Below are 13807 nucleotides of genomic sequence, written 5' to 3'. Positions count from 1 at the left end.
GCAAAATTTTCTCTTTACAGCCAAGAACAAAAACCAAAAACATTTCCCAAAAAAGTAAGAAAAAAAGACTTTTTCCTTTTAAAAAATTGCTTTTTTTTACTTTTTGTCCTATGATACTTTATTATCTAACAAAAGAGGCTAGCATGATCTCCTTTCTCAAAGGGACTATCGTCGAGGTAAATGAAGAAAGTGTGGTTCTGGAAAACCAGGGGATTGGTTTTCTCATCACCGTTCCATCGTCTGTCTCTCGCCAGCTTACCGAGGGTACATCAACCATCCTCTACACACACCTCATGATCCGGGAAACAGAGGTAGCCCTCTATGGTTTCCTTGATGCTTCTGAGAGAAGGCTTTTTCTCTCGCTTCAAGACGTAACGGGAATAGGTCCAAAACAGGCTCTCCGAATACTTTCCGAACTCTCCGCATCAGAGCTCCGAGGCATCATCATTCAAGGAGAGAGTTCTCGACTGGCAAGAATCAAAGGCATAGGACCAAAAACGGCTTCTCGCATCATCCTTGAGCTTCAGGATCGGATGAAGCGTCTACCGGAAGAAGGCGGAAAAGCTTCTACTCCCTCTACCCATCGTTTGGAACTTTTGATGGCCCTGCGTGTTCTGGGATACAGCGACCTGGAGGCAAACCGAGCTATTGACTCTCTCTGGCAGGATCATACAAAGCAGCAACTTCCCCTTGAAGATCAGGTAAAACTTCTGCTAGCTATTCTCTCACGGAGGTCATCATGACACCGCCAGCACGATGTCAAACTACGTTTGATTTTCGATTTACTGAGAAAAGTCCCATCGGTACCATCACCCTCGCGAGCCTGTGCCGTTATCTTCTCGAGGTAGCCGATGATCACGCTTACCAGCTCGGCATTGATTTCCAGAACATGTTTGAGCGAGGTTTGACGTGGGCTCTCTTACGATTGTGTATCGATGTTCCAAAAAATCTCGAAACCCTCACCGAACTCACTCTCTGCACCTGGCCCGCTGCTCGCGAAAGTCTCTATGTCTACAGAGACTATGAGATTATGTCCACTACAGGCGAAATACTCGGACGTGCCACCTCGCAGTGGGTGATCCTCGACCTCAAAACCCACAAACCCGTCAAACCACCTGCTTTTCTTACTGATCTTTATCAAAACCTCTACCAGGACAATATCCCAAAACGGTGGGATATCTCCTTCACACGATGGAACACCCTCAACATGAACGAATACCCTTTGCGATACGAATGTCCCATCATCGTTCGCCGAAGTGATACAGACCTCAATGGTCACACCAATACAGCAAGCTACGTTGAATTTATGGAAGAAGCTATCCCTCTTGAACTCTACAAGAAACGTTCCCCAAGCTACTTAGAGCTCAACTGCCTAACTGAAAGTTTTGAAAAAGAGCATCTTTTCTCCATTGCCGAGATCAACCCTGAAGAAACCGAAATCATTCATACGCTTATACGAAAGCATGACAACACTCTCATTGCCAGAGCTAAAACCCTATGGAGTTAAATCATCCGGAGATCCTTGCCGCCTTTGAGCGTTACCTTACCCATGAACGCCAGCTAGCCCATAACTCCATCCTGTCCTACTGTCAGGATGTTGGGGATTTTCTCTCGTTTCTTGAAGAATCAAAGATTTCTCTCCTGCAAATCTCGTACGAAGATATTATGGAATTTGTAATCACGCTCTATGAAAAGGGCCTGGTGGCTCGCAGTGTTGCACGAAAAATCTCAAGTCTCAAAGCTTTTTTCTCATTTCTCGTACGCATGGAATGGATGCCCTATCACCCCCTCGAACTCATGGAAACCCCTCGATATATCAAAAAACTTCCCTCCTATCTCACCCTCGAAGAGATTGAGGCGATGATCAGACCCCAGGAGGAAAACTTCCAGGAGATACGGGACAGTTGCATCATCGAATTTCTCTACTCCTGCGGACTACGGGTTTCAGAACTCTGTCATCTCTGTTTTCACCACATCCACAAAGACGAAAAACTCCTCCGCATCATAGGCAAAGGCAACAAAGAACGCCTCGTCCCTCTCGGAAACAGGGCAATGAGCTGGCTCGAACGTTATCTTCCCTACCGGGCTGCCCTCCTTGTCGGAAAAAAGAAAAGAGACGAGGTGTTTCTCTCTAGATTGGGTAGACCCCTCAGTCGTGTTTCTGTATGGAGTATTGTCAAAGAACGAGCAAGCCGCGCAGGCATCACGACCACTATTTCCCCACATACCCTCAGACACAGTTTTGCCACCCATCTTGTCATCCAGGGAGCTGATCTCCGAGGGGTTCAGGAGCTTCTGGGACATGCCGATATCTCCACCACAGAGATTTACACCCACGTATCCAGCACCTACCTTCAACAAACTCATGCTACGTATCACCCCCTCGAACAAGGAGAAAAAGACCCTGAAACAAAATCATAGACTGAAACCCAGAAGAGACAATATACCTTATACCTTTCACCAGATCCAGGGCTTACTCGCCAATCATGATGGTTTTCCCTAGACCAAAGGAATCTCCTTTCCCTGGAATGAAAAAACATGCCTCACTGGCTTTTATAAAAACTCTCAATACGTAAAAACCTCTCACACCAAAAAAATAAACCCTCGCACACATAAAAAAACAACCACTTTTTTGCAAATTTTATGTTCTCATATTGGCTTTTTATGTACTATTTGATTACAAAAAATATCCAAAAAAGTTTGCATAAAAAGCGTTTTTTGCCTATACTATAGGCACTCTTAAAGAATAAGGAGGAAAACGATGAAAGAGCTTGGAAAAATCCGCCAATGCTATCCCGACCATATTGTGGTTGATATTCTGGAGCATGCAGCCTCCTCATGCAACCAATGTAGCCTTCACGGACATTGTCACATAGAGACAGGTGAACGAACGCTCACGATCTGGACCAAAAACACCTGGAAGGTAGGCGAAGAGGTATGGGTAGAGGTACGAGAATCTGTTCTTATAGAAATTGCCACACTTCTTTTTCTTTTGCCAAGCCTCTTACTCATTGGAGGAAGTGCATTACTTCATCAATGGATGCCGACTCCCTGGGCTGTTCTTGTCTCCCTCTCTGTTATAGGTATGTATTTTTGCATTTTGCGTTGTCTTAGCCCAAGAATTCTACGACGATTTCGTATAATACCAAAAGAAAGTGTTGCGGAGGTGTTTGATGACATCAGCCACTATACACGATATCCAGAAAACATTACAATGTGAAATACTCCATGAGGCAAACACCATCCCTCTCAAGGGGGTGGTGGCCTCTGGACTCATGAGTGATGTGCTTACAACTGAAATTGAAGATTTCCTGCTTGTATGTAACCTTGCAAACTCCCAGGTGGTACGCACCGCGTACATGGTGGGAGCTCCCACCATTCTCGTCACCAATGCAAAACAAGTCCCTTCCGATTTTCTTGAACTTTGCCACGAGCACAACATTAATCTCCTGAGAACAGCCTACCCCATGTATGAGACATGCGTGCTTCTGGGGGAGATTTTTCCTGTTACACGGAGAAGTCAATGAAAAATCCTATCCCCATCAATACCGAAAAATCTGCCAATGCCGTGATGGAGATTCTTCTCCGCCTCAAGGTACGAGACGCCATGCAGAAAAAAATCTACACGGCCACTCCAGAGGATAGTCTTCGCACCGTACAGCACATCATGAAAGACAAAAAGATCTCAGGAGTACCCATCGTTGAAGGACAACAGCTCGTCGGGATTGTTTCCGTCAACGATATCATCAACGCCCTGGATGGTGGGTATATTGAAAACAAAGTCAAAGACCACATGGTAACCAATCTCATTGTCCTCGAAGATGACATGCCCCTCTCCTTTGCCCTTTCGTTTTTTAACAAGTTTTCGTATCGGCGTTTTCCCGTCATCGACAGGGACAAAAAACTCGTGGGAATACTTACCAGCCGGGATATCCTTTCTGCCCTTGTCTCCGAACTCAACAAAGAGATAAAAACCCTCGAAAACCGCATCAAGGACAAATCTGAGGTTTCAGAGGCAATCTCCCGGGAGTTTATCATCAAACGTTACGACTTTGAACATGCGGGTCAGGCTTCGTTTGAACTCAAAAGGATCCTCAAAGATAAAAAAATCCCTCCTGCCATTATTCGTCGCGCCTCCATCGCCTCTTACGAACTTGAAATGAATATTGTCATACACTCTGTTGGAGGCAAGATGCGTTTCGTCATAGACGATAAAAAAATCGAAACCATTGCAAAAGATGATGGACCTGGCATTGCCGACATCGAGGCCGCCCTGAGAGAAGGTTTTTCTACAGCAAGTGAATGGATACGTTCTCTTGGATTCGGAGCGGGCATGGGACTCCCCAACACCAAACGTGTCTCCGATGAATTTCATATCTTTTCAGAGGTTGGGAAAGGAACAGAAATACAATCAATCATCTATCTGGAGGGAAAACCATGACCGTAACCGAACTGGCAAAAACCCTGAATTTTGAGATCATCAACACGAGTTATGCTGATGGAGAAGTGACAACAGGCTACACCTCTGATCTTCTCAGTGATGTGATGGCAAACGCTGACGAAGGATGTGTTCTCATCACTATCCAGGCGCACAAAAACACCATCGCTGTGGCCACCATGGTAGGAGCATCAGCTATCCTCATTTGCAACCATCGAGAAATCCCAGAGGATATGGTGCAGGCTGCTGATAACGAGTCTCTGCCCCTGCTGAGAACCAGCCTCAATCAATACCAGGCCTCTTATCAAGTTCATAAAATCCTCAACGCATGACCCTAAAAGTTGACCTCCATATCCATTCCTGTCTTTCTCCCTGTGGAAGTCTGGAAATGTCTCCTCGCCGTATTCTCGAAGAGGCACAGGCAAAAAATCTTGATATCATCGCGCTTACCGATCATAACACTGCCTTAAATTGCCCAACCCTTCTCTCCCTTGCAAAAAACACAAATATTGTTGTGTTCCCGGGACTTGAAATCACCTCCCGTGAAGAAGTCCATATCCTGGCTCTCTTTGAACACCTCGAAGAGGCTCTGGATATGGGACAATGGATATACCCTTCTCTGACAGAATTTCCTTATGACGCGGAAAAATACGGTGATCAGGTCTATGTTGACGAAAACGAGGTGATTCTGGGAGAGGTTTCCGTGTATCTTGGTCAGGCATGCTCCTATACCCTGGAAGAGATTGTAGACACCATTCATCAACACAATGGTCTGGCCATCCCCTCCCACATCGATAGACCGGGTAGTGGCCTTCTGGATAACCTTGGCTTTCTCCTTCCCCAGGAAAAAACGCGCTTTGATGCCATTGAACTCTCAAGATACTACTGGCTTTCTCCCTTTCCTATTCCCAATAAAGAGGACTATCCCTGTCTTTCTTCTTCCGATGCCCATTTTCCTGAAGCTATCGGTACACTCGTCAGTACCATCGATACCGAGGAAAAATCATGGCAAGGATTCTGCAAAGCCCTCCACGAGCGTCAAATAAAAGCAGGCATCTTCCCTTCAAATATTTAACCACTACCCCACCCCTTTATCTTCTAAAAGTATTCCCAAGAATCACCAGTTTCTTTTTCATTTGCATTTTCTTTTCTCTCCTACTATAATATAATATCAACAAAAGAGAGGAAGCATGCCCCCAAAAAAGCAAAAAACACACATTGATTGGATACGATGGGTTTATCGTGTCCTAAGGCGAAAACGCCTCACTTCAGAGGAAACACCACTTCTTGAGGAACTGGCCATTTTTATCGAAGAATACGGTGACGAAACGCCTCTTGAAAAGTGGCTCGGATTTCTTTATCTCATGATCGGAAAGGACCAGGAAGCAGAGCGTATTCTCTCGAGACTGGCGCGCATCTTTCCTCATGACATAGAGATACAAAATGCCCTCGCTTACCTTCTCCTCAAAAGAAAAAAAACCGACGAGGCAGTAACCCGTCTTCTCGATGCGCTTTATAGTGAGGAAAACCATCCTCTCCTCAAGAAAAACTTGGAGCTTCTCCGGTCAGAAAATCTTGAAAGCTGGCTCGCCACCCATAGTTGGTCTGATTTTGTCTTTTTTACTCTCCCCAGGGAAGGACAAGCCCCCTTCTGGGAGAACATAGGAAGTCATCCCCTCTGGCGTTTTGTGGTTCCCATAGTGATGATAGGGGTGGTATTTTTCCTCTTTTTCCTCATTTATCCCTCCCTTATCAATCTTGCGCAAAGGTATCAGCAGATGCGTTTTCGGCAGATGGGCACCATGGTTGAATCGTATTCTATCCAGGATATTGAAAAACTCGTCGAAGAGAGACAAAAATACTCCATCAAGCTCACTGAAGAAGAAGTGGGGAAAAAATTTGAGATGCTCAAAGATCTCATCTACGAGGGAAAACGAAATCAGGCAATTATTCTCATAAACGAGCTCCTCAACTCAAACGCAAGCGAGCAGGTAAAAGAACACGTAAGGATATTTGAAAGTTTTGTTCCCAAACCAGATCCCAAAAATATTGATTTCAATCCATCCTGTCGTGATGTGCTTCGTACCCCTTTTCTCTATAGAGACGTTTATGTCAACTGGGTAGGAACTGTTGCCAATCTCTTTTTCCAGCAGCGGAAAGAAACCTCTTTTGATCTTCTGATCAACTTTGTTGATGAGGCCACGGTGGAGGGTATTGCCACAGTCAAGATGCCAGGGTTTCAGAGTGAACTTCGAAACGGTCAAAAGGTCAGAATGTTTGGTCGCATTGCCGGGATCCAGATCGACAACAAGGTTGTTATTCTTGATCCCGAGATCCAGCATCTCTCAAAATAATACTCTATGAAAACACATGGTAAAGGGAGTTCTATGCAAAAGTTTCTTATCGAAAACTATGGATGTCAGATGAATGTTGCTGAGGCTGAAAGTTTGCGCCATCTTCTTCAATCGAACGGCTATGAGGAAACAACAGACCCCGTCGAAGCAGACGTTGTCATTATCAATACCTGTAGCGTCAGAATCACCGCAGAAGACAGGGTCATTGGAAGATTGGGATTTTACCGTGGCTTACGGGAAGAAACAGACAAAGATCGGTACGTCATCCTCATGGGATGTATGGCCCAGAACCGCGGAGAAGAGGTAAAAGACATGTTCCCTGATGTGGTGAAGCGAGTATGGGGAACCTACCACAAAGACAAAATCCTTGAAGACCTCCGTCTTCTGGAAAAGGGATCTGATTTTCTTCACCTTTCCGATTACCGATTCCTTGATGCTGTTCCTCAGAGCTCTTCCCCCTTTCGGGCGTATCTTCCAATAAGCCATGGGTGTGACAACTTCTGTAGCTACTGCATTGTCCCCCATGTTCGTGGGCGGGAAGTTCACCGTCCTTTTGCTGAGATTATCAAACAGGCAGAACAGCTTTTAGAGAGCGGCGTCAAAGAAATCATCCTTCTCGGACAAAATGTCAATAGCTACCAGGACCAGGATAAACGTTTTGAAGATGTTCTGGATACCCTTGCTGGCAGTGTAAAAGTCCCCAGGCTCTCATTTCTCACATCCCATCCACGGGATTTTCGCCAGAGCATGGTAGAGATTATTGGGAAACACGCTAACATCTCACGCCTCATTCACCTCCCTGTTCAGTCAGGGAATAACCGTATCCTCTCTCTGATGAATAGATATTATACACGGGAGGATTATCTTGAAAAGATACGATGGATTCGTACTATCCCTGATGTAGAGATCAGTACCGACCTTATGGTTGGCTTCCCCGGAGAAACAGAAAAAGAATACGAAGACACCCTTTTACTCGTAAAAGAAGTGGAATACCTTGAGGCTTTTTGTTATTACTACAACCCTCGCCCTCACACCCCGGCATCCCGTTTACCTGACAACACTACAGAACAGGAGAAACTTTCCCGCCTCGATGGACTTATCAAGATTCAACGAGAGATACGACAAACAAGACTCGCCTTCTGGATAGGCAAAACAGACACCGTTCTTATTGAGAACCGAAGTAAACGCGACAGTAACGTATTTTTCGGGATGTCTCTCAGTGGCATTCCTTCGTATGTAGAAGGAGAATGCACACTGGGAGACATTATTCCCGTAAAGTTTACAGGTCTCAAAGGAAGTGGACTTGCTGCTTCCCCGTGTTAGTTAGTCCTTGCAGGTAGAGATGCCAAGAAGCTTGTACAAAGGACAGAACCCCAGCATTGATGTCACAATAAACACGACAGCAACCAGTGCGGCAACATAGATCCAGATACCTGTAATCACTTTGAGTACAATCAAGAGAATCAAAACTGCCGCAATAATGATACGAATAAGCCTATCAATCGTGCCCATGTTTTTTTCCATATCTTCCTCCTTGGAAGTTTGTGTTATTTAAAGTTTACATTTTTTTACTTTCTTCGTCAAATTTTATTTTGCCATCTCATTGGTTAACCTTTGAAGCTGGGGAGAAAGCTCACCCGAAAGTGATGAAAGGACAATCCTGGGAACAAGAAGAAGCGCCATCTCCGTTCGTACATTTTCTTCTTTCTGGTAAGAAAACAACCACCCAAGCACAGGAATATCCCCTAAAAGAGGAACACCGATCTTGCGTTTGATTTTTTCGCTCTTGACCAATCCCCCGATAACAATGATATCCCCGCTTTGGGCAAGAACATCACATTTGAGAGAAGTGGTTTGAACCTTGGGGGCCTGATATCCTGGAAGGATAGTCACCCACTCGGCACTACTGAGCTCTACATACAGATTCATGCGAATCTGGTTTGAAGGGGTTATCATCGGCTTGACGGTAAGCTTAATCCCTGCGTCGAGAAACTCAAGAGAAAGATTATTTGTTCCGGAAAGATAGGGAAGTCTACTTCCGATCAGAATCGTTGACTCTCCTCGATTCACAGCCAAAACCTTCGGTTGAGAAATCACTTTGACATTATTTTTGTCAAGGGTTGCCTTAAGAGCCGTTGTTGCTTCCCACATGTCTCCCTTCTCCCCTCCACTAATCCGGATCACCGACGAATTCTCCCCTTGTGCCAGGGGCAAAATATCCACCTGCCACTTTCCTTCGGAAAAAAGGGCTGACCAATTGACTCCGGCTGACCACGTATCATCCAGTCTCACCTCAAGCATTCGCGTTTCGATTTCAACCATTTTGGGAGCCTCACAAAGCCCGCGATACACCTTTTCAATCCGTTCAAGGTTCGCCTTCGTATCCCTGATGACAAGTTTGGAGGACATCTGATCCACACTCATAAAACCTACTCCCGGCGTGAGAAGCGGCTTAATAACAGAGGGCAGGTTTTTCAAATCAAGAATAGAGGCATCATACACCCGTGTCTCCACGTAATGATTGAGAAGCTCTGATCGGTACTCTTCCTGGGATAGGATCTTGACAATACTTCCTTCCGCAAGATAGTACCACCGATTGAGACGCATCACTGTCTTAAACGCATCTTTGATATTCACATTTTTAAAGGAAACTGTCACGCTTTCATTAATTCTTGGACTCAAGACAAAATTGAGTCCCATCTGCATCCCAAAAATCTGAAACACCTCCCTCGGTGAGGCATTTTGAAAATTGGCTGAAAAGGTCCCGTCTTGACTTTCAATAAGAGGAACCTCTATCTGATACCAGAGCTCAGCAGAGGATGATTCTCCTACAGGCGGACCACCGTAACTATACTCCTGAGCTATCATCATATTCCCAACAAAAAAGAGCCATATCCCATAGTGTAGCCATTTCATAGCCAACTCCTTCTATTCCAAAGTAAGACGAACACGCTGGGTTCCTCTCTCGAGAACCACGGCATCTGGAGAAACCTCTATCACCACATACCCATCCACTGTATCCCCCTTCACCACAGTAAACATTCTCTCCGGAAAAACAGCATCCTGAAGAGTTGCTATCAATTTCCCCTGAAGATTAAGAATAGATCGGAGCTGGAGAGTTCCCTCCCGAGGGGAAGACATCGGAGGAGAAAACCGGGAATTCATCTCTCTCTCTCTTGGTGGACGCTCTCCTGTACGTTCATTTCTAGGAGGAGGGGATGTCGCTTCTTCGTACTCAAAGATATTGCGAAGAGTATCATAATCTATACGCTGCATCATACTCGAGGATGTCTTTTGACGAGCTACCACCTGAGGTGCTACATTCACATCCTGCTGAAAGGTGGCAAGAAACCTCTGGAACTGGGGATAAAAAACCAGCGGCCAGAAAACAAGGTTAAAAAGTACAAGAAAAATCGAAAGCTGGGTTTGTTGTTGTCTTGTCATGATTCCCTCACCGACGATAATAAATTTTAAGCGTCATCGTAGCATGGATTAAACGTGGAGTATACTCCATCGAGAGATTCTCTATCTGAATAGGAAGTCTCGCCCTTTCTAAAATATCAATAAAGCTTGCAAGTGCAGAAAAACGGCCATCCAACTCCATATCGACGGTCATAACCTCCTGTTTCCCTTCTGTTTTTGTTCCCCTCGTCTGAATGGTAAACTGAGATACCCCAGAAAACTCGGCTAGAACAGGTAGATTGGCAATAAAATCAGCCGATGTCTTCACATCAAAAGTTTCCCGACTGAGATTTTCGTATTCTGTTTTGAGGGCGCTGACGGTTCTCTTGAGAAACACCAGATCTCCCGTATTGCGTTGTTGCGCTTTGAGAAGCGAAAGGTACCTCGACTGGTTACTATAATTCCAGAATAGTGCAACACTTCCAGAGGCGCCTCCTAACAGTACCAAAGAGAGAACAAGCCCCATCATCCTTTTCATAGACTCACCTCAAACAGAATTCGAAAGGTTATAATCGTGCCAGCATCTCTGCGTTTCACCTCAGCAAGTGCAATCTTCATAAGATAGGGGGACTGAATCATCTGCTGCACAAAACTCTGGAGACCTTTCGAGCTTTTAGCCTCTCCTATAATTTCACCCTTGCCCTTTTGAACAGAAAATTTCACAAGTCGTACATCGGATGGCAACGCCTGCGCAAGGGCAACAATAGCCATCTTGAGATTAGACGACTCTATGCCAATATTTTGAGCTTCAATCAACAGTTTCTCGTATTTTTCCTTTTCCTCCTGGTACTGCCTCAGTATCTGAAGCTGTCTCACCTCTTCTACCCGTTTCTCCAGGTCAGCATCCCGTACCACCTCCCCTGTCGACAACACTCTCTCTGCTTCTCGATAGAGTTTATACTCGGTCTGAGTATACCAAAAAACAGGAGACCATACGAGACCAGCGAGTATGATAAGCGCGCAAATCGCCCTCCCCCAGTTAACCAGTCCATCCCAGAGTATCCTGCGTTCCCCTTTAGGAGGCAGGGAAAAAGCGACTTTCATTTTTGAAAACCAGGGAGAGAATGCTGCATACATATCCCAATACTCCGGGACCAGGTTACTTTGCGTAAAGAATCGCTTTCCTTCTACTCCTTCAGCTAAGATATTAATAGTCTCAAGAATTCCCTCAACAAAGAACTCTTCCTCTTCTCTGGAAAGGGCACGGACATGAATCTTAACAAGATAGCCACCCCCAAGTTTGATGTACTCTGTAAAAAACTGCGTGATCGATTTCAATTCGGTTGGAAGATGCCGATTTTCCGGGAGAAGCTGCTGTTGATACTGGACAATCTCTCCCCTTTCCACAATCACCATAAACAGCCTGTGTCCTTTCCAGACAACCAGCCCCTCAGCCTGATCAGAACGATCTGGCACATACGGCAAAAGGCAGAGATGTCCACCATAGATTATCCCATAAGGAAGAAGATGCGCCTGCTCAAAAAGCTCATAATACTGACGGAGTTCGGATTTTTTCATCACTGCAGAAAGCACATTCCATCCAGGTGACCCCGAAAAATGAGTGCGAGATACCACCTGATAACCAACCACCACATCCTGGGCAGAGAAATGAAAAAGCTTGGAAAGCTGCCACTCCACAACCTGTCCCAGCTTATCCTGGGGAATATCAGGGAGAGGAAGAAACTGAGAAATCACTGAAATCCTGCTTATAAGAAAAAGAACCCTTCTTACAGGGTAGGTGGCATATTTTTCAAGAAAACGCTGAATGCTAAAGAGAAGCCTCTGATCATCATAGAGACTTTCCATATGGGTATGAATAACCTTCTTCCACGGGCCAACCTTTATCACCTCCAGAACACGAAGTTCCTCTCCAATATCCACAACGGTATAAAGAAGATGAAGCCTCTCCAGAAGACTATGCCATAGAGCCCGTATATCCATGTTACTCTCCTTTCTGCCAACCAAGGGGGAAAAAACGTGTCTCATCAAACCCAATGCCGGTAAGGTTTGCTCTTACCACTCCACGAGAGCGGTTGGTGATAAATGCAAGCTGGAGTTGAGCCTGCAGAGGATACTGCCATCGTGCTTTTTCCCCTAGTTCCATGAGCATGAGTGGTTCCTGTCCCAAAAAATACATCCTGCCCCTCGCGGTGAAAAATACCCATCCCCCATTCGTTGTTTCAACCCGAACAGTCTGCAAACTCACCATCTCCAGATGTCGCCACAAAAGCTCCCGGCTATTTTCAGCCTTGCCAAGTCTCTGCAGTATGCTCAGTTGCATCACCAGTACAGACGTAACCACCGACATCACAAGGGCAAACAGTGTCATCGTCACCAACAACTCCGTAAGAGTAAATCCCTCAAGCCTATATTCCCATTTCATAAGCCAGGGAAAACCTCGTTCTCACGGTGTAGGTATTGGTTCTCTGGCCTGCAGGGTAAAAGCTCCGAAGCTCTACCGAACAAAGCTCTCCTTTTTCCTCCCAGTTTACTTCCATCTCCAGGGCAACTCCATTCACATTGGTGAGAAAAAGCCCTGTTTCCCAGTTCGTCCAGGCACATTTGAGCTGGACATCGGTGAGAAAGGCATCCATGACCGACGCTATGCGATGCACGTTTTGACTCTTCCCGGAGGTAAGAGCAAGGGTTCCATAAACCCCTAAAACCGCAAGAACGGCCAGACTCACCAAAGACAAAGCAACCAATACCTCAATTAACGTAAAACCACTAATCCAGCGTCTTGATAATATCATCTTTGGTTCCTATTTTTTTGTCTGCACCCTTGGAGAGTATCTGCCAGCGTCCCTCGTTCTTCCGAAGAATATAACTCTCCCCCCATGGATCCTGGAGTAACTCCCTGGTAATATATCCGAGCTGCAACAACTCTTCTACAGAAGAAGGCATCCTTCCTTCTTCGATTTTGAAATTGAAAATGGCAATCTGAAACTGGGAAAGCTCCACCTCTACCGCTCGTCTGGTTGCTGATTCGATCACGCCCGTGTAGGCAGCCATCCCTATAGTCATCAGGATACCAATAATCGTGAGTACCACCAGAAGCTCAAGAAGCGTAAATCCCTCGAGAAAGTATCCCTTTTGTTTCATACCCCACCTCTCTTTTCTCAGTACATTATACCACAAAAAGAAAAAAAGTAAAGTAGGAAAATAAATATTTTTCGTCAAAAATAGAGAAAATGGAAACTTCTCCAAAAATACTCTCGCCATTTTGCCGTAGCAGGGAACTTGAAAGTTTTTGTGCTACTTTACAAAAAAAGCCATGGGTAAACTTCTAGAAACACCATCTCAAATAGAAAATTTTTACCATCTCACTTTTTTCTTGACTTCCTATAAACATTTTTCTTAGCTGATTTCCGGGTGTCCTCTAAGAATACTCCATTTTTCAAAGTGGTAACATCCTGAGAAAAATCCCGGACAATAAAAAAAGCTCTCGACACCTACTTTCCCCCTGACGGAGTATCATCGGCGACGGAGGGCTTAACTTCCGGGTTCGGAATGGGACCGGGTGTACCCCCTCCGCTATGGTCGAGAGCAAATA

The 13807-nt window shown here is 45.3% G+C and carries 18 protein-coding genes and 1 rRNA gene; 10 read left to right on the top strand and 9 right to left on the bottom strand.

Translation table 11 applies throughout. The annotated features are described in order from the left end of the window. Window positions 1-143: 143 nt before the first annotated feature. From ruvA to miaB, 10 genes are all read left to right on the top strand, one after another. Window positions 144-743 (top strand): Holliday junction branch migration protein RuvA, encoded by a 600-nt coding sequence (gene ruvA, locus KDW03_RS07350; protein ID WP_271434440.1) that lies wholly within the window; start codon window positions 144-146, stop codon window positions 741-743. Then, window positions 740-1507 carry an acyl-[acyl-carrier-protein] thioesterase gene (locus KDW03_RS07345; protein WP_271434439.1) on the top strand — a complete coding sequence of 256 codons (768 nt, stop codon included), beginning with the start codon at window positions 740-742 and terminating at the stop codon, window positions 1505-1507. Before ruvA ends, KDW03_RS07345 begins: the two co-directional genes overlap by 4 nt. Beyond that, a complete protein-coding gene (xerD, locus tag KDW03_RS07340; RefSeq protein ID WP_271434438.1) occupies window positions 1498-2421 on the top strand; it encodes a site-specific tyrosine recombinase XerD in 924 nt (307 codons plus the stop codon). The genes KDW03_RS07345 and xerD overlap by 10 nt, the downstream gene beginning before the upstream one ends. A gap of 340 nt (window positions 2422-2761) precedes the next feature. Further along, window positions 2762-3220 (top strand): SoxR reducing system RseC family protein, encoded by a 459-nt coding sequence (locus KDW03_RS07335; RefSeq protein ID WP_271434437.1) that lies wholly within the window; start codon window positions 2762-2764, stop codon window positions 3218-3220. Continuing rightward, the gene (locus KDW03_RS07330; RefSeq protein ID WP_271434436.1) at window positions 3174-3527 is read left to right on the top strand and encodes a hypothetical protein; all 354 of its coding nucleotides are present in this window, start codon (window positions 3174-3176) and stop codon (window positions 3525-3527) included. Before KDW03_RS07335 ends, KDW03_RS07330 begins: the two co-directional genes overlap by 47 nt. Continuing rightward, entirely contained in the window at window positions 3524-4441 is a 918-nt protein-coding gene (locus KDW03_RS07325; RefSeq protein WP_271434435.1) for a CBS domain-containing protein, read from the top strand. The genes KDW03_RS07330 and KDW03_RS07325 overlap by 4 nt, the downstream gene beginning before the upstream one ends. Beyond that, window positions 4438-4770, top strand: coding sequence for a hypothetical protein (locus tag KDW03_RS07320; protein ID WP_271434434.1), 333 nt, complete (start codon window positions 4438-4440; stop codon window positions 4768-4770). Before KDW03_RS07325 ends, KDW03_RS07320 begins: the two co-directional genes overlap by 4 nt. 56 nt (window positions 4771-4826) lie before the next feature. Beyond that, window positions 4827-5513, top strand: a complete 687-nt coding sequence (locus tag KDW03_RS07315; protein ID WP_408648303.1) for a PHP-associated domain-containing protein — start codon at window positions 4827-4829, stop codon at window positions 5511-5513. A 115-nt stretch (window positions 5514-5628) separates the two neighbouring features. Then, on the top strand, window positions 5629-6792 hold the full coding sequence (locus KDW03_RS07310) for a tetratricopeptide repeat protein (RefSeq protein ID WP_271434432.1): 1164 nt from the start codon (window positions 5629-5631) through the stop codon (window positions 6790-6792). 33 nt (window positions 6793-6825) lie between these two features. Further along, on the top strand, window positions 6826-8115 hold the full coding sequence (gene miaB, locus KDW03_RS07305) for a tRNA (N6-isopentenyl adenosine(37)-C2)-methylthiotransferase MiaB (RefSeq protein ID WP_271434431.1): 1290 nt from the start codon (window positions 6826-6828) through the stop codon (window positions 8113-8115). Here the strand turns inward: miaB and KDW03_RS07300 are convergent, their stop codons facing one another. The 9 genes from KDW03_RS07300 to rrf all read right to left on the bottom strand — a co-directional run bounded on the left by KDW03_RS07300 (window position 8116) and on the right by rrf (window position 13802). Then, window positions 8116-8316, bottom strand: a complete 201-nt coding sequence (locus KDW03_RS07300) for a YgaP family membrane protein (RefSeq protein WP_271434430.1) — start codon at window positions 8314-8316, stop codon at window positions 8116-8118. A 63-nt stretch (window positions 8317-8379) separates the two neighbouring features. After that, on the bottom strand, window positions 8380-9708 hold the full coding sequence (locus tag KDW03_RS07295; RefSeq protein WP_271434429.1) for a type II secretion system protein GspD: 1329 nt from the start codon (window positions 9706-9708) through the stop codon (window positions 8380-8382). Window positions 9709-9720: 12 nt separating this feature from the next. Further along, on the bottom strand, window positions 9721-10236 hold the full coding sequence (locus tag KDW03_RS07290) for a hypothetical protein (protein WP_271434428.1): 516 nt from the start codon (window positions 10234-10236) through the stop codon (window positions 9721-9723). Between the two features lie 7 nt (window positions 10237-10243). Beyond that, entirely contained in the window at window positions 10244-10732 is a 489-nt protein-coding gene (locus tag KDW03_RS07285) for a GspMb/PilO family protein (RefSeq protein ID WP_271434427.1), read from the bottom strand. Beyond that, window positions 10729-12195 carry a PilN domain-containing protein gene (locus tag KDW03_RS07280; protein WP_271434426.1) on the bottom strand — a complete coding sequence of 489 codons (1467 nt, stop codon included), beginning with the start codon at window positions 12193-12195 and terminating at the stop codon, window positions 10729-10731. The genes KDW03_RS07285 and KDW03_RS07280 overlap by 4 nt, the downstream gene beginning before the upstream one ends. 1 nt (window position 12196) lies before the next feature. Next, the gene (locus KDW03_RS07275) at window positions 12197-12637 is read right to left on the bottom strand and encodes a type II secretion system protein (RefSeq protein ID WP_271434425.1); all 441 of its coding nucleotides are present in this window, start codon (window positions 12635-12637) and stop codon (window positions 12197-12199) included. Further along, entirely contained in the window at window positions 12621-13007 is a 387-nt protein-coding gene (locus KDW03_RS07270; protein ID WP_271434424.1) for a PulJ/GspJ family protein, read from the bottom strand. Before KDW03_RS07270 ends, KDW03_RS07275 begins: the two co-directional genes overlap by 17 nt. Continuing rightward, the gene (locus tag KDW03_RS07265) at window positions 12982-13356 is read right to left on the bottom strand and encodes a type II secretion system protein GspG (RefSeq protein WP_271434423.1); all 375 of its coding nucleotides are present in this window, start codon (window positions 13354-13356) and stop codon (window positions 12982-12984) included. The genes KDW03_RS07270 and KDW03_RS07265 overlap by 26 nt, the downstream gene beginning before the upstream one ends. Before the next feature lie 338 nt (window positions 13357-13694). After that, window positions 13695-13802 (bottom strand): 5S ribosomal RNA (rrf, locus tag KDW03_RS07260). Window positions 13803-13807: the final 5 nt, after the last annotated feature.

Origin of the sequence: Thermospira aquatica (assembly GCF_023525255.1) — a bacterium.
GTDB classification, from domain to species: Bacteria; Spirochaetota; Brevinematia; order Brevinematales; family Thermospiraceae; genus Thermospira; species Thermospira aquatica.
The sequence above is the reverse complement of the archived record's forward strand: the minus strand, read 5'-3'. Positions and strand labels throughout refer to the sequence as shown.